This window comes from Geobacter benzoatilyticus, assembly GCF_017338855.1.
GTDB classification, from domain to species: Bacteria; Desulfobacterota; Desulfuromonadia; order Geobacterales; family Geobacteraceae; genus Geobacter; species Geobacter benzoatilyticus.
Genome location: NZ_CP071382.1, coordinates 1,378,682 through 1,393,532 on the forward strand (window position 1 = coordinate 1,378,682; position 14,851 = coordinate 1,393,532).

Annotated in this window: 13 protein-coding genes; 7 read left to right on the forward strand and 6 right to left on the reverse strand. The window is 57.6% G+C overall.

The features are described 5' to 3' along the window. Window positions 1-16 precede the first annotated feature (16 nt). Genes JZM60_RS06495 through JZM60_RS06515 form a run of 5 tightly spaced genes read right to left on the reverse strand, consistent with a single transcriptional unit; the run spans window position 17 to window position 5,311 of the window. Complete coding sequence (locus JZM60_RS06495; RefSeq protein WP_207164688.1) at window positions 17-940, reverse strand: CBASS cGAMP-activated phospholipase; 924 nt, start codon at window positions 938-940, stop codon at window positions 17-19. After that, on the reverse strand, window positions 937-2,136 hold the full coding sequence (locus JZM60_RS06500) for a restriction endonuclease subunit S (RefSeq protein WP_207164689.1): 1,200 nt from the start codon (window positions 2,134-2,136) through the stop codon (window positions 937-939). Before JZM60_RS06500 ends, JZM60_RS06495 begins: the two co-directional genes overlap by 4 nt. Beyond that, window positions 2,133-3,185 carry a virulence RhuM family protein gene (locus JZM60_RS06505; protein ID WP_207164690.1) on the reverse strand — a complete coding sequence of 351 codons (1,053 nt, stop codon included), beginning with the start codon at window positions 3,183-3,185 and terminating at the stop codon, window positions 2,133-2,135. The genes JZM60_RS06500 and JZM60_RS06505 overlap by 4 nt, the downstream gene beginning before the upstream one ends. Then, complete coding sequence (locus JZM60_RS06510; protein ID WP_207164691.1) at window positions 3,182-4,732, reverse strand: type I restriction-modification system subunit M; 1,551 nt, start codon at window positions 4,730-4,732, stop codon at window positions 3,182-3,184. Before JZM60_RS06510 ends, JZM60_RS06505 begins: the two co-directional genes overlap by 4 nt. A 3-nt stretch (window positions 4,733-4,735) precedes the next feature. Continuing rightward, a complete protein-coding gene (locus JZM60_RS06515; protein ID WP_207164692.1) occupies window positions 4,736-5,311 on the reverse strand; it encodes a restriction endonuclease subunit S domain-containing protein in 576 nt (191 codons plus the stop codon). A gap of 247 nt (window positions 5,312-5,558) precedes the next feature. Here JZM60_RS06515 and JZM60_RS06520 point away from each other — a divergent pair, with 247 nt between their 5' ends. The 3 genes from JZM60_RS06520 to JZM60_RS16920 all read left to right on the forward strand — a co-directional run bounded on the left by JZM60_RS06520 (window position 5,559) and on the right by JZM60_RS16920 (window position 9,636). Continuing rightward, window positions 5,559-6,968 carry a Fic family protein gene (locus JZM60_RS06520; protein WP_207164693.1) on the forward strand — a complete coding sequence of 470 codons (1,410 nt, stop codon included), beginning with the start codon at window positions 5,559-5,561 and terminating at the stop codon, window positions 6,966-6,968. Between the two features lie 36 nt (window positions 6,969-7,004). Then, window positions 7,005-8,471 carry an ATP-binding protein gene (locus JZM60_RS06525; protein ID WP_207164694.1) on the forward strand — a complete coding sequence of 489 codons (1,467 nt, stop codon included), beginning with the start codon at window positions 7,005-7,007 and terminating at the stop codon, window positions 8,469-8,471. A gap of 139 nt (window positions 8,472-8,610) precedes the next feature. Further along, window positions 8,611-9,636 (forward strand): SEC-C metal-binding domain-containing protein, encoded by a 1,026-nt coding sequence (locus tag JZM60_RS16920; RefSeq protein WP_420907831.1) that lies wholly within the window; start codon window positions 8,611-8,613, stop codon window positions 9,634-9,636. Window positions 9,637-9,754: 118 nt separating this feature from the next. Here JZM60_RS16920 and JZM60_RS06535 read toward each other — a convergent pair whose 3' ends face one another. Beyond that, complete coding sequence (locus JZM60_RS06535; protein ID WP_207164695.1) at window positions 9,755-10,984, reverse strand: tyrosine-type recombinase/integrase; 1,230 nt, start codon at window positions 10,982-10,984, stop codon at window positions 9,755-9,757. Window positions 10,985-11,375: 391 nt separating this feature from the next. On the opposite strand from JZM60_RS06535, the gene JZM60_RS06540 reads away from it, so the two are divergent. Genes JZM60_RS06540 through JZM60_RS06555 form a run of 4 tightly spaced genes read left to right on the forward strand, consistent with a single transcriptional unit; the run spans window position 11,376 to window position 14,830 of the window. Beyond that, entirely contained in the window at window positions 11,376-12,794 is a 1,419-nt protein-coding gene (locus JZM60_RS06540; protein WP_207164696.1) for a UbiD family decarboxylase, read from the forward strand. Continuing rightward, window positions 12,794-13,321, forward strand: a complete 528-nt coding sequence (locus tag JZM60_RS06545; protein WP_241426388.1) for a hypothetical protein — start codon at window positions 12,794-12,796, stop codon at window positions 13,319-13,321. The genes JZM60_RS06540 and JZM60_RS06545 overlap by 1 nt, the downstream gene beginning before the upstream one ends. After that, the gene (locus tag JZM60_RS06550; RefSeq protein ID WP_207164698.1) at window positions 13,311-14,207 is read left to right on the forward strand and encodes a 4-hydroxybenzoate octaprenyltransferase; all 897 of its coding nucleotides are present in this window, start codon (window positions 13,311-13,313) and stop codon (window positions 14,205-14,207) included. The genes JZM60_RS06545 and JZM60_RS06550 overlap by 11 nt, the downstream gene beginning before the upstream one ends. Beyond that, window positions 14,204-14,830: a flavin prenyltransferase UbiX gene (locus tag JZM60_RS06555; protein WP_207164699.1), complete on the forward strand. Its 627-nt coding sequence runs from the start codon at window positions 14,204-14,206 to the stop codon at window positions 14,828-14,830. Before JZM60_RS06550 ends, JZM60_RS06555 begins: the two co-directional genes overlap by 4 nt. Window positions 14,831-14,851 lie beyond the last annotated feature (21 nt).

Consider the following 14,851-nt stretch of genomic DNA (forward strand, 5'->3'; position numbering starts at 1 on the left):
GTCACATCCTCCCTTTCTAGGCTAGGAAATCTCTGATCTTCGAGCTGTTGTGAGTAAAAATGTGATCAGCTTTTGAAATCAAGTTGTCGAGTGCGGAGCAGTCGTCCAAGGGGAGAGCACAATCAGATTCAAAGTCGAGGCGGAGAACCTGATCAGCTCGCAACATTAGCTGCAGGTAGTTATTTGTTGTCTGAGCCTGAAGCGACATCAGGAAGCTGATAAACTCCTTCCCCTTCCACCCGTTCAACAATCCCCACCCCTTTGAAACCTTAACGCCATAACATGTTTTTGCATGGCCGGTGCCCAAGGAGAGCATTCGAACATCCGAGAGACTTACACCCAACCGTCGCTGAGTATCGATAACTGCAGCAAGAGCGGGATTGTTTGCCCAAAGGCCGCCATCCGCAAGAAGATATTCGCCCACCTTGACGGGGTCAAAATATGTTGGAGCAGAACAAGAGGCAAGTACTGCTTCATGGAGTGGCACCTGTCCATCTCGCTGATAATCCTCTGGCCTCTGATAGGCAGATTTGAAGACATGTACCCCACCATTTCCGATGTCAGTTGCTGGCATCAGAAGTGGTACGGAAATCTCGCCGAGTCTGACATCTCCAAAGGTCTTCTTTAGGACCGACTTCAATGTTGCGTTGTCGTAAACACTTTCGACTCCCGGTTGAACTTTATTCGGCAATAAGGATTTCTTCCTGGAGAAGATTGATGAACCATGCTCACGATATAGAGCGACGACATCATTCGGGTCGACATTTCGTGCCACTGCCGCAGCCACAATGGAGCCAGTGCTTGTACCTGATATCAACCCGAAGTGATCATGAATGTTTACCCCAAGACGATGCTTAATACAGCTGAGGATGTGGGCAGGAAATGCTCCTCTAATTCCACCGCCGTCTATTGATAGGATTCTGAAGACTTGGCCGCTCATGAGACTACTCCTTCGTTTACCCGCCACGCCCCGGTCAACAACTTCTGCATCAGCCCGCGCTTCTGACGTCGCAGGGCGTCAGCCTGCTTTTTCAGCAGGTCGATTTCTTCGTCGCATCCCTTCAACACCCTCGCAATCGCCTTCTGTTCCTTGATTTCCGGGATTGTCACTCTTATCTGCCGAAAATGATGATATTTCAGGTTCCAGGTATCCGAGGTAAGGCCCTGCGAGTATCGGTAGAAAAGGTTGATGACGCGTGGAAGCTTGAAGAGGTAAGCCATAAACTCCCCATCTACGCCTTTCCTGGGAGTACAGATGGTGTACGCCGGGCTCACGATCCCCTCAAGAGAAGAGAGCGCCGAAACACCCTGCCACATGCGCATGGTGTTGTAGCCGATGTCACCAGGACAGATGCGCAAGTAGTTGGATTTGTCCTCACTGGAGGTATCTTTCCTGTCCTCGCTACGAGGGATGACCCCCTCTTCACGGGTAATAGACAGCAAGGGTAGATGATCATTGGCCCTTTCCGACCGCTCTTTGAAGAGTTCGCCAAGATGAAATTCCATCCACGGCTCTTGAAACCCCTTCAGTCGCTGATTGCCTGTCAACAACGATTGCATGAAAGCGTTTTTTTGCTTCTCCTTGGCTTCAATCAATCGCTCGGTCTTTTCGATGGTCTCGTCCCAGTTGAACAGCAGTTTCGCAATAGCGATTTGTTCTGGAAGTGGTGGGAAAAGTGTCGGGAAGTCTTTGAGTTGTGAGGAATTGATGCTTGCGAGATTCGTGCTCTGTTTTGAACAGCTTAAAAAATATGCTTTGCCGTAAGAGCTGCCCGTCAATAGTGACAGAAATTCCGGCAACAAAATTTCAGGATTAGGTCGAGCAACAAATATGTGATTCTGATGAACGCAATTCTCGATTTCACCCTTCCAGACAGCACCACGCCCTAGTTTGTCGAAATCACCGCCTTCTGTCAGCAGTACATCTCCGACATGAAGGCGATAGCGTTCAACTTGAGACTTGTCGAGCTCAATTTTTTTGATGACTGAAAGGTCTAGATAGCCATCTTGAACGTTAGCTACCCTCAAATATGGCAACTCTACAGGGTCATTTAGCCGCTTGGAGCCTTTAGCAATGCCAGTTTGAATAGTCGCAATATTCGCAAGAGGTTTTCTTTTCCAGCCTTTCGGAATCATTCCCCACCCTCCACCTTCTTCTTCTCCCGTCCCACCAGCCGTGCCGCTTCCTCCAGCGCCTTGAGGGACTCCTCCTCACCGAGCGCCTCCTTGTACTCCCGCCGCCGCACCGCAAACTGCTCATACTCCTCGCGGGCATGGCCCTCTGCCCGCTTCTTGCTGACGGTACCGGCATTGGGGAGAACGTTCCGCTCGTTGAAGCGAAGGAACTCGTCCAGCTTCTGCTCCCAGTCCTTCATGAACACCTGCTTGCGCCGCTCCGCCTGGTCCTCGGCGTAGTCCAGCCACATGACCACGATCCGGTTGAGCTGAGCGATTTCCTCCTCCTTCAGGTAGTTCTTGGCGATGGTAACATCGGTCTTGCGCACCTCACCCGCCTTCCAGTTGGTCAATCCCATGTTGGGCTTGGTGTGGTCCGCCCGCTTCAAAATCAGTTGCGCGGCGGTCATGCCGGTGGCGGCGAAGTGCAGCTTGTTCTGGATGACGCTGAAAAACTTGGTAGTCTCCGCCCAGGAGGGATCGTAATCCCCGGCCATGGCGAAGATCTCCTTCACCCGCAGGTACATGCGGCGCTCGCTGGCACGGATGTCGCGGATGCGGGCCAGCATCTCGTCGAAATAATCTGGCACAGTCGAGCCGGCCACGGGCGGATTCTTCAGTCGCTCGTCGTCCATGGTGAAGCCCTTGACAAGATATTCCTTCAGCCGGTCAGTGGCCCACCTGCGGAACTGGGTGCCCCGGTGGGAGCGGACCCGGTAGCCAACGGCCAGGATCGCGTCCAGATTGTAAAATTTCCGGGTCCGGGAGACCTCGCGCCCGCCTTCTGATTGAACTTGTAAGTAATCCTTACAGGTTGCTGCCTGCTCCAGTTCGCCTTCCTCGTAGATCGCTCTCAGGTGCAGAGTGACGTTCTGCGGCGTGACCTGATACAGCTCAGCCATGGCGGCCTGGGTCAGCCACAGCGACTCGTCCTCGAAGCGGCATTCCAGCCGGATACGTCCGTCTTCGGTCTGGTAGAAAAGAATCTCTCCGGCCTGCTGTTGCGTCATCGCTCGATCTCCTTCAGCATCGCCGCCATCCTAGCCCGCACTGCCACCAGCTCCTCCTCCAGTTGCTCGATCTCGACCTGCACGGCATCGATATCAATCTCAGCCTCCTCCTCGAAGGTGTCCACGTAGCGGGGGATGTTGAGGTTGAAATCGTTTTCCTTGATCTCGTCGAAGGGCGCCACGTGGGCGTACTTCTCCACCTCCTGGCGGGCCTGGACGGTCTCCATGATCTTCCGGATGTGGTCGTCGGAGAGCGCGTTCTGGTTCTTGCCCGGCAGATAGTCGCGGCTGGCATCGACGAAGAGCACGTCCCTGCGTCCCTGATTGGTGCCCCCCTTTTCCCGACTCCGGTCGAAAACCAGGATCGCCACCGGGATAGAGGTGGTGGTGAAAAGATTTCCCGGCAGCCCGATGACGGCATCCAGCAGGTTCTCTTCGATCATCTTCTGCCGGATGCGCCCCTCCGCCCCCCCTCGGAACAGCACCCCGTGGGGGACTACCACGGACACCCGCCCTTCTTTTTCGAGGGCAGCCTCCACCATGTGGCTGATGAAGGCCCAGTCCCCCTTGCTCTTGGGGGGAACGCCACGCCAGAACCGGTTATAGCGATCGCTTTCCGCCTCGTCCGCCCCCCATTTATCGAGGGAGAACGGCGGATTTGCCACCACCACGTCGAACTTCATCAGCCGGTCGTTCTCCACCAGCGCCGGGCTGGTCAAGGTGTCGCACCACTCGATGCGGGCACTGTCGAAGCCATGGAGGAACATGTTCATCCGGGCCAGGGCCCAGGTGCTGCCGTTTGACTCCATGCCGAACAGGGCGAAGTTCCGGTCCCCCACCTCCCGGGCCGCTTCGATGAGGAGACCGCCGGAGCCGCAGGCCGGGTCGCAGATCCGGTTTCCGGGCTTCGGGCCGCCCAATAATGCCACTAGCTTTGAAATCATATGTGGCGTATAGAACTCGCCCGCCTTCTTCCCGGCGTCGGCGGCGAACCGCTCAATCAGGTAGATGTAGGTGTTGCCGATGACGTCCTCGGAGACCCGGCGCGGGCTCATGTCAAGCTGTGGTTTGTTGAAGTCCTCCAGGAGAAGCTTCAGCCGCCGGTTCCGGTCCTTGGTCTTCCCCAGATTGGCCTCGCTGTTGAAGTCGATGTTGCGGAACACCCCTTCCAGCTTTGCCTTATTGGTCTCCTCGATGTGGTCCAGGACGATGTTAATCAACTCGCCGATATTCGCCGCACTGCGCCGCTCGTAGAGGCTGTAGAAATCCGCCAGGAAACGGTCTTCCACCTCGCCGGTCTCGGGGTGCTTCAGCTCCACCACCGGCAGCACGAATCGCTCCCGCTCCAGCTTACGGCGGATGCGAACATCGTCATCGCCGTACTGTGCCCGGTACTCCTCGTAATGATCCTTCCAGACGTCGGAAATGTACTTCACAAACAGCATGACCAGGATGTAGTCTTTGTACTGAGCCGGATCGACAACGCCCCGGAATGTGTCACAGGCCGCCCAGGCCGCGTTGTTGATGTCTTTCTGATCAATCTTCATCCCTTACTCTCCCTCTGCCAGCATAATTAATTTTCCTGAAAGGAACTGGGCTCGCTTCTTTGCAAGTTGAGCCAATATGCGTTGCTCTTCCGTCGCCATCTTTGCCATTTCGACTATTGCGTGTTGTCGCCCGATAGATGGCACCAAGACCTCCAGGCATTCCAGTGATTGCTTGCTTATCATTTTGAGTGCCGTCCCTTCGGCGCAACTTGCCAGATAGGCCTGGGCGGGTCGCTGGCTGATATACCAGTTCAGGTATTCAGGAAGAACCGCTTCACTAGTCACTCGGATCCTTAGGAGTGGGGCCGCAAGGACTGCAGGGCCAGGGTCGTCCAGCAGCAAAGCGGAACTGCTAGTCAAGCCTCGCGACCGAAATATCAGGTCGCCAACTTCCACCAAATGATGCTCCTTGGGGCGCTCCATGTCGACCCGTGCCAGCACGTCGCAGTTAACCCGGTTTTCGCTAGTCAAATCCTTCATCTGGATAACGGCTATTGCCCCAGAATCCATAGACTCAAGGCGAGACCGAAAGGAGTATCCCGACTGAACTGTTGCAATGTTTTGCAGTAGTGTTTTCATGTTCTCTCGGAATGCCATAATGTTGTTATGGCAAAATATAGTCCAAGTCGGACACGGTGTCAAGGAGCATATTTTGCAAAAATCGCATTACTGCATAATGCAGGCCTTGAGCATTATACCGGTAATAAGTGGCGCAATACATCTCGGTCTGCCGTGAAACCCATTTTAATGTCGCAAATGTTGATTTTCGTGACGCTTAGTATATTGTTTAGTCACGAAAGCCGTTCCGAGACGAGAAGGGTGTCCAGTGCCGAAACTTATCGCAGAGCAGGATCTGAGGCAGATCGAAGCGCGGATTGCGGCGTATCCGCGAGGGATTGGCATAACCGACCTGGAGAAAGCCCTTTCCGCGGCAGGAATCGTCATGAATCGGCGTTCTCTTTTGCGCCGACTCAGCATCCTCATCCAGAGCAACCGCATTCGTGCCACGGGAGCATTCAAGGGACGTGTTTACTGGCCGATTATGCCGGAAACAGCCAGGGGCACGGAACCGGAAGAATCGCTCATCCCCCTCTCCGAGGCTGGTCGAAAGGTCCGCTGTTATGTCAGCCAGCCGATCCAGCGTCGCGAACCGGTCGGCTACCGGCGCGATTTTCTTCTCTCCTATCCCGAATCCGGACCGTATCTTAACGACGCCACCCGGGCACATCTGCATCAAATCGGCCGTTCCCACCAAGGAGCCCTGCCTGCCGGTACTATGGCCAGACAGGTCATGGGAAGGCTTCTGATCGACCTTTCCTGGGCATCCAGCTACCTGGAAGGAAATACCTACTCCCTGCTGGAGACGGAGCGCCTGATCTCCTTCGGCCAGGCAGCCGAGGGTAAAGATGCGCTGGAAACCCAGATGATCTTGAACCACAAGCAGGCCATCGAGTTTCTCGTGGAGGACGCCGATGAGATCGGCTTGAACAGGTATTCCATCCTGAATCTCCATGCCATCCTGTCCGATAACCTCCTCCCCAACCCGGAGGCCTGCGGCAGGCTGCGGCAAATCGCCGTCGGTATCGGCGGCTCGGTCTATACACCGATTTCTACCACACAACTCCTGGATGAATACTTCCAGCGGGTTCTCGATACAGCAGATGCTATCACCGATCCCTTTGAACAGGCGTTCTTCGCTCTGGTGCACCTCTCCTATCTGCAGCCATTCGAAGACGTCAACAAGCGAGTAGCACGGCTTGTCGCCAACATCCCGTTGGTCAGACACAACCTCTGCCCGCTCTCCTTCATCGATGTGCCCAAGCGCTCCTATGTCGAAGGAATACTCGGCGTCTACGAACTGAATCGAATCGAATTGCTGCGTGACGTCTTTGTCTGGGGATACGAACGGTCGGTCAAGCGCTACCTGAGTACACGGGAAGAGCTGGGGGAACCAGACCCCTTCCGAATGAAGTACCGTTCTGCCTTGACTGAGGTGGTCCGACACGTGGTTCTCCAAGCCCAGGAGAGTGTGCGGGAATTTGTCAGCGAATGGGCGGCGAAGCATATTCCGGAAACCGACCGCTCACGGTTTATCAGCCTTGTGCATACAGAATTGAAGGGTCTGCACGAGGGGAATATCGCGCGGTTTCGGCTGCGGCCGGCGGAATTTCAGGCGTGGCGAGAGAAGAAAACCAGCACCTCACCCAACTCCGCGACTGGCTCCTCCCCATGCTGATGAACGGCCAGGTGACGGTTGCGTAAGGAGGGCACGATGACCATAGACCGCTCCACCGAATATCTGCTGAGCCTGTTCAACGAGCTTCGCAAGCTCCCTCGTGAAACCGAATGGGTGGAGTTCAAGCACAACAATGATGATCCCGAGGAGATCGGCGAATACCTGTCCGCCCTCGCCAATGCCGCTGCGTTGACGGGGAAGGTGCACGCTTACCTCGTCTGGGGCGTGGACAACGATACCCATGAGGTCGTCGGCACAACCTTTGACCCGGGCAAGGCCAGAGTCGGTAATGAAGAGATGGAAAGCTGGCTGCTGCGGCTGCTAAGCCCCAAAATCAACTTCCGGTTTCACCCCTTCCTGTCCGATGGAAAGCCGGTGGTGCTTCTGGAGATCGGTGCCGCCTTCCGCCACCCCGTGCAGTTCAAGGGGACTGAATACATCCGGGTCGGTTCCTACAAGAAGAAGCTCAAGGACTTCCCCGAAAAAGAACGGGATCTGTGGCGGGTATTTGATCGAATTCCCTTTGAGCGGGAGATCGCGGCGGAAAATGTGACCGTTGAAGAAGTCCTTAAGCTGCTCGACTATCCTGCCTATTTTGATCTGCTTTCCCTGCCGTTGCCGGAAGGTCGAGATGGTATTCTCTCTGCCTTGGCGGGCGAAGAGATGATTGCCCCCGGGAAGGCCGGCAAGTGGAACATCACCAACCTGGGAGCGGTGCTCTTTGCCAAACGACTTGCCGATTTTCGGCCCCTGCGGCGTAAGGCGGTGCGGGTTGTACTGTACAAGGGGGAAAGCCGTGTCGAGACCGTGCGGGAACAGGAAGGTGCCAAAGGGTACGCATCCGGTTTTGAAGGGCTGATTGGATTTGTTACCAATCTGCTTCCCTCCAATGAGGTGATCGGCCAGGCCCTGCGCAAGGAAGTGCCTATGTTCCCTGATCTCGCTATTCGTGAGCTCGTTGCCAACGCCATCATCCATCAGGACTTTCACCTTTCCGGCACAGCTCCCATGGTCGAGATATTTTCCAATCGTATGGAGATCACCAACCCCGGACTGCCACTGGTGAGAACCGACCGCTTTTTGGATAGTCCGCCCAAATCCCGCAATGAAGCCCTGGCCTCGTTCATGCGCCGAATCGGTGTCTGCGAGGAACGAGGCAGCGGCGTGGACAAGGTGGTGTTTCAGACCGAACTCTATCAACTCCCCGCACCGCTGTTCGAGACGAGCGACGAGCACACCCGCGCCGTGCTCTTCGCCCACCGCGAATTCCGGGGGATGGACAAGGCAGATCGTATACGCGCCTGCTACCTGCACGCCTGCCTTCGTTATGTACAGCGTGACTTCATGACCAATACCACCCTGCGGGAGAGGTTCGGGATTGAAGAGAAGAACAGTTCCATGGCCTCACGAATCATCAGGGACACCATCGAGGCCGGACTGATCCGCTGCCACGATGAAACCGTTGGCAGCAAGGCCAGGAAATACCTGCCGTGGTGGGCATGATAATCACCATGAATTTGCTTGACTGTTGCTTGACCAAGAGGGCGCTTTCTGGACGGAGCTCAGAGAAAACCCCTGATATTTAGGTCGTTAAATGTTGCCTTTTTGTTTGATGGATGCTTGACGCTGTAGCAAAAATTCAATGTCCACTGGAGCGGATATGAAGATCGGCAGGAATGATCCCTGCCCTTGCGGCAGCGGGATTAAGTACAAGAAATGCTGCGCTGGTAAACAAGAGGCTGGCGGACAGCCTGCCGGCATGGGCGAGGCCATGGGGGAGCTGAGGGAACTCCTCAAGGGGCAGAGCTTCTCCTCGCTAGAAGAAGCCAACGCCTTCATAGGCAAACATATGCAACAGCGCAATCAGGCCCCCATGGACGACTTCCACGGCCTGTCATCGGAGCAGATGCACCGGTTTCTCCACTTCCCGTTCGAGACGCCCCATCTGGTCACCTTTCCATCCCAACTCGACATTGCCCCGGAAGCCCCGATTATGACCTTCTTCAACCTGCTGGCTGATGCCATTGGCGAAGAAGGTCTGAAGGCGACCGCCACCGGCAATCTCCCCCGCAACTTCTGCCGAGAGGCGGCCCTAGCCTTTCTGGGGGAGGAAGGGTACCGGGAGAAGACCAGATTTTGCGGCATCAACACCGAACCGGACTTTCCGGAACTTCACGTCACAAGGCTGGTTGCGGAACTGGCCGGGCTGATCCGGAAGTACAAGGGAAGGTTCATCCTCGGCAGGGAGTGCCGGAAGCTTTTGGCAGAAAAGGGCCCGTCCGGCATTTACCCGCGGCTGCTCCGTGCCTTTACCCGGGAGTACAATTGGGGATACCAGGACCGGTATCCGGATTTCCAGATTATCCAGCAATCCTTTCTGTTCACGTTGCATCTGCTGCAGCGATTTGGCGCTGAGTGGCAGATGTCTGGGTTCTACGCCGACAACTTCCTGCGGGCCTTTCCCGCAGTACTCGGGGAGGCGCAGCCACTCCATTTTGAGACCGCCGAAGATATGGTCGGTCGCTGCTACGCCATCCGCGTCCTGGACCGGTTTGCCGGGTTTCTCGGCCTGGCGGAGATCGAGCGTGATCCCGACAAAAGGTTTTCCGACGAGTTCCGCCTGCGCAAGCTGCCGCTCCTGGACCATGTCGTCCAGTTTCATCCGTGAGGTGCCGAAGTGGCCATGCTGATAGTGGAGAGTGAGCGGCCACGTCTGTTGCGTCACGTGATCCTAGATGTCGTTGTCGACACCATCAACCAGCGTGCCGGCGGCGGATGAATGAATATCAGGAAACTTTTTCCGACACCAGTTTCTCCAAATGCCTGGCCCATTTCGTGAGCCATTCCTTTTTCTCCTTATCGTACTTGTTCCGATTGTAGACCCCAATCACGCCCTGCTTGGCGTGGTTAAGGATGGCGTCGATGATCTCGTCCGGACAGCCGAGTTCCGACAGTTTCGTTGCGGTTGTCCTGCGCAAATCATGAGGGGTCCAGCGAGGGAGGCCAAAGTACTCCTTCATCTCCTCGGTTTTCTTCCCGTCGCCGGTCGGGCGGCCCCCGTCCCGTTCATCGCAAACCATATGGGAGAGTGCGTGACGCTGGAGGGGGGCCACAAGGGAGGGCCCAGGAAACACGTAGCTGCTGTAGTTGGGATTCTCTCCAATCAACCGAAGAGCTAAGGGAGAGAGAAAGACCCTGTGAGCCTCTTGCCGGTGGTTTCGGGTTTTGATCCGTTCAGGAGGTATGGTCCACCAATTGCCGTCGATTTCATCCCATGTCATGCCGGTGACCTCTCCTGGGCGTTGGGCCGTTACCAGGACGAGGAGCAGTGCCCTTCGGGTTTCGGGTGTCCCGGGAGCATTGGCGGAATGCAGTAACTTCCAGACGAACTTGATTTCCGCATCGGACAAAGTGCGAGACGTGCTCACCGGCTTTATGGAGGGAACAGCCGCCGGGAGGCGGGTGAAAGGGTTGAAGTCGGCCAGTTCACGCTCCAGGGCGAAATTGAACATGGCCCGGGCAATTTTCATGACCCCGCGGGCCTGACCGGGAGTCTCCGCGGCGATGGGATCAATGAGGTCAATGGCGTCACGACGTCGTATGTCAGAGACCCGACGGTGGCTCCAGGCCGGAAGGACGTATTTGTCGAGGGTTCTAACCGTTTCGCGTGAGGTGGAGGCAGCTCGATGTTGTTCCGTGAATTTCTTGTACTGCTCGACGAGGTCTGCCACGGTGAAAGGGGCTTCCTCTTTGGCGACAACGGGTTCAGCCTGAGGATTTACTCCCTTGCCGACCAGCAATGCCGCTTCCCGAAATTTCTCCCGTGCCTCGGCAAGTGAAACCTTCGGGTACTGCCCGAGATTCAGCCGGTGGCGTTTGCCGTTCAGGGTGTAGATGTATTGAAACGTCTTGACGCCGGAAGGCAGGACCCTTAGAGTAAACCCGTGTCCTTCGCGGATGCAGTATTCTTTTTCAGGTGGCTTGATTGATTGGAGAAAGCGGTCGGTGAATTTCATGGAACCTCTGTGGAACCTTCAGTGTCTCCGAAATAGGGCTAAACAAGTTAAATACAGGAAAACATAATTAAATATAAAATCGCTGTTAAGTCAAATAATTAGTGTTGGGTGGCTGGCCAAATTTAATGGTCGATAACTCCGTTTAACGGGTTGGTACATGCTTCGGGAGCAGGGGGTCGGAGGTTCAAATCCTCTCGCCCCGACCATTTATTTCCCGATTACGAGGGGAGGTCACACCATTGCGGTGGGCCTCCCCTTTGTTGTTTGTGCGCAAATTGCCCTGGTGCATCCGGCGGTGCCGGAGAAAATGATTGTCACCAATGGGCCGGAAATGCTACAAAATCAAGGTTTGTCGAACAGTTGCGGACACCACGGGAAAACGGTGCGGAAAATGGGGTTCGATACGCTGCACGATTTTCTGGGGGAGTTGGAGCGGTTCGGGGAACTGCACCGGGTTCAGGCCGAGGTGGACCCGCTGCTGGAGGTGGCCGCGGTCACCGGTAGGGTGAGCAGACTTCCCGGCGGCGGTCCGGCACTCCTCTTCGAACGGGTGAAGGGCGCGGCGGTTCCGGTCGCCACCAACCTCTTCGGTTCTTTTAGCCGAATGGCCCTGGCCCTGGGTGTGCCTTCCCTTGACGCCCTTTCCGGCCGGATGGAAGAGCTTCTGGCGCAGCTTCCGCCCGATCAGGCCGCCCTTGGGCTTGCGGCGCTGCCGCACCTTGATGAGTTCCGGCGCTTCGCGCCGGTGGTGACCGGCGGGGGCGGCTGCCGGGATGTTGTCGAGGATGCTCCCGATCTCGGCCGCTATCCCTTTTTGCAGAGTTGGCCGGGTGATGGCGGGCGTTTCATAACCCTCCCCCAGGTGTTCACTAGTGACCCGGAAAGTGGGGCCCCCAACTGCGGCATGTACCGGGTGCGGATCTTTAACGGCAACAGGGTCGGAATCCACTGGTATGCCGGTAGCGGCGCCGAGCTCCACTGGCGGGAGTACCGGGAGCGGGGCGAACGGATGCCGGTGGCGGTGGCCCTGGGGGGAGACCCGGCGGCCATGGTTGCCGCAACCCTCCCCCTGCCGGGGAACGTGGACGAGATGCAGTTTGCCGGCTGGCTGCGGGGGAGCCCCCTCGAGATGGTCCGCTGCCGGACGAACAGCCTCCTTGTACCCGCCGGGGCCGAGATGGTCATCGAAGGGTTTATCGAGCCGGGGGAGACGGCACCGGACGGCCCTTTCGGCAACCATACCGGTTTCTATATGCCGTCGGCACAGGTGCCGGTTGTGCGCGTCGCTTGCATTACCAGGCGTAGCGACTGCATCTGCCCCGCCACGGTGGTGGGGCCTCCACCCGCCGAGGACTGCTTCATGGCCAAGGCTGCGGAGCGGCTCTTCCTGCCGCTTGTGCGGCGCCGGTGGCCCGGCATTACCGACATCAACTTTCCCCTGGAGTGGATTTTCCATGGTGGTGCCGTCATCTCCGTGAGCGCTGCGGGGGAGGGGGACGTCAGGCGCCTTGTGGATGAGGCGTGCGCTGCGGGGATGCTGGGTTCGGCGCGGATCGTGGTGGTGGTGAACGATGATATTGATGTCCGCGACCTTCCCAGGGTGGCGTGGCGTGTCATGAATATGGCCGACTGGCGGAGCGATCTCTTTGTGGACGAGGGGCGGGGAACCCCACCGCTGCCGTGGCTCGGAGGGAGGCTTTTTATTGATGCCACCCGAAAGGGGCCGGGTCCCCCGGTTTTCCCGGAGATTGCCATGGACGGCTCCGTGGAGCGGCGCGTGGAAGAACGGTGGAAGGAGTACGGTTTTTGATGGAGAGACGTTGGCTGCGGGGATTGATTCTGCTGCTCTGCTTCCTGGCGTTGCCTGGGTGCTACTATTTGCGGCTGGCTGCCGAGCCTTTGCCGAAGCCGCGATTCGTGACCCTGCGGCCGGCCGATGAGGTATATGCGGAAGTGAGGACACTCCTGCCGAGGATCGGTTACGTGATCGAGCAGGAGGATCCGAAGGAACGGACGCTCCTGACCGAATTCAGCCACATCGCGACCCGTGCGGGCGGCATTACCCTGCCGGCCGGGGGGCGCCTCTACTTCCATAAGCTCCGGGTGAAAGTGGGTGGGGGCGAAGGAGGGGCAGACGTGGAACTGGAGTCGGTCGATCTGGAAATTCGCTCAAGCTATGTCTACGAAGAGGATGGGAAGGTTCTTTCCTTCAAGAAGCGATATCCCTACGATCACTACCCCAGCATGTTCGACCTCTCTTCGGTGCACAACGAGCTCGGACGGGTCAGGGTTTACCTGGAAACTGCCCTCGAGAATGGGGGAACGCATGGTAAGTGAGGAAAGGATAAGCATGGGGATATTCGGGAAGATCAAGGTTTTTCTGGAGATGATAAAGTTCTCCCACACGGTCTTTGCCCTCCCATTTGCGTTTACCGGGGCGGTGCTGGCTGCGGGTGGGTTTCCGACGGCGTACCAGGCGTTCTGGATATTGATGGCAATGGTGGGGGCCCGGACCGCCGCCATGGGGATGAATCGGGTCATCGACGCGGAGATTGACGCCCGCAACCCCCGCACCGCCGGCCGCGCCATCCCGGCGGGGCTAATCGGCAAGGGAACCGCTGTAGCCTTCATCGTCATTTCGACCCTCCTCATGCTCTACGCGGCTTACCGGCTGAACCCCCTCTGCCTCTACCTCTCGCCGGTGGCCCTTTTCTTTCTGGTTCTCTACTCCTACTGCAAGCGGTTTACGGCCCTGGCCCACGTGGTGCTCGGCATCTGTCTGTCCGCCGGTCCCCTGGGGGCCTGGATCGCCATACGGGGAACGGTGGAGCTCCCCGCGCTGCTTCTGGCTTTTGCGGTCCTCTTCTGGGTGGCAGGCTTCGACATCCTCTATGCCCTTCAAGACCTGGAGTTCGACCGGGGGGCCGGGCTTCACTCGATTCCGTCGCGGCTTGGGGTGAACGGGTCTCTCTGGACCGCCCGCCTTTTCCACTTGGCGATGGTGGCACTGCTGGCGGGGCTCTATGTCAGCGCCGGCCTCGGCGTCTGGTACCTGGCGGGGTTCGGGCTTTGCGTCGCCATGCTCGTTTATGAGCACTGGCTTTTGCGGGGGGGGGACCTCTCCCGTCTGGACGCCGCCTTTTTCGCCATGAACGGCTACATCAGCATCACCCTCTTTGTCGCAACTTTCGTGGATGTGCTGGCGCAGAGGGGGGGGGTATGAGCGGCACGGTTATTGTGGGAATCACCGGGGCCTCGGGCTCAGTCTACGGGCTGCGGCTCTGCGATGAGCTCCTGAAGGCCGGGAAGCGAATCGTGGTTGTCGCCAGCAGCACCGGCCTCGGCGTGGTGCGGGAGGAGACAAACCTGGACCTTTCCGGGGTGGAGAGCGTGGCGGCCGCCCGGCTGAGGGAGCTGTTCGGGGTCTCTCCGGAACAGCTCACCTTCCATTCTGCCGACAACATCTTTGCCCCTCCCGCCAGCGGCTCGTCCGCCCCCGACGCCATGGTGGTGGCCCCGTGCAGCATGGGGACCCTGGCCCGGATTGCCGCAGGCTTCTCGGGTACGCTCCTGGAGCGGTGCGCCGACGTCATGGTCAAGGAGGGGCGTCCCCTGGTGATCGTCCCCCGTGAAACTCCCCTGTCGGCCATTCACCTGGAGAATATGCTGAAGCTGGCCCGGCTCGGGGTGCGGGTTGTGCCCGCCATGCCCGCCTTCTACCATCAGCCTAAAACCCTGGATGATCTTGTGGACTTCGTGGTGGGGAAGGTGCTCGACACCCTCGGCGTTCACCATGAACTCTTCACCCGTTGGGGAGAGAGGCCGGGACCAGGGACCGGTATCTGATTATTCACAGAGGGTGAAATT

Excerpts from the sequence above, each read along its gene's own strand:
- JZM60_RS06495 (WP_207164688.1), bottom strand. The coding sequence starts at position 940 with ATGAGCGGCCAAGTCTTCAGAATCCTATCAATAGACGGCGGTGGAATT.
- JZM60_RS06500 (WP_207164689.1), bottom strand. The coding sequence starts at position 2,136 with ATGATTCCGAAAGGCTGGAAAAGAAAACCTCTTGCGAATATTGCGACT.
- JZM60_RS06505 (WP_207164690.1), bottom strand. The coding sequence starts at position 3,185 with ATGACGCAACAGCAGGCCGGAGAGATTCTTTTCTACCAGACCGAAGAC.
- JZM60_RS06510 (WP_207164691.1), bottom strand. The coding sequence starts at position 4,732 with ATGAAGATTGATCAGAAAGACATCAACAACGCGGCCTGGGCGGCCTGT.
- JZM60_RS06515 (WP_207164692.1), bottom strand. The coding sequence starts at position 5,311 with ATGAAAACACTACTGCAAAACATTGCAACAGTTCAGTCGGGATACTCC.
- JZM60_RS06525 (WP_207164694.1), top strand. The coding sequence starts at position 7,005 with ATGACCATAGACCGCTCCACCGAATATCTGCTGAGCCTGTTCAACGAG.
- JZM60_RS16920 (WP_420907831.1), top strand. The coding sequence starts at position 8,611 with ATGTCCACTGGAGCGGATATGAAGATCGGCAGGAATGATCCCTGCCCT.
- JZM60_RS06535 (WP_207164695.1), bottom strand. The coding sequence starts at position 10,984 with ATGAAATTCACCGACCGCTTTCTCCAATCAATCAAGCCACCTGAAAAA.
- JZM60_RS06540 (WP_207164696.1), top strand. The coding sequence starts at position 11,376 with ATGGGGTTCGATACGCTGCACGATTTTCTGGGGGAGTTGGAGCGGTTC.
- JZM60_RS06545 (WP_241426388.1), top strand. The coding sequence starts at position 12,794 with ATGGAGAGACGTTGGCTGCGGGGATTGATTCTGCTGCTCTGCTTCCTG.
- JZM60_RS06550 (WP_207164698.1), top strand. The coding sequence starts at position 13,311 with ATGGTAAGTGAGGAAAGGATAAGCATGGGGATATTCGGGAAGATCAAG.
- JZM60_RS06555 (WP_207164699.1), top strand. The coding sequence starts at position 14,204 with ATGAGCGGCACGGTTATTGTGGGAATCACCGGGGCCTCGGGCTCAGTC.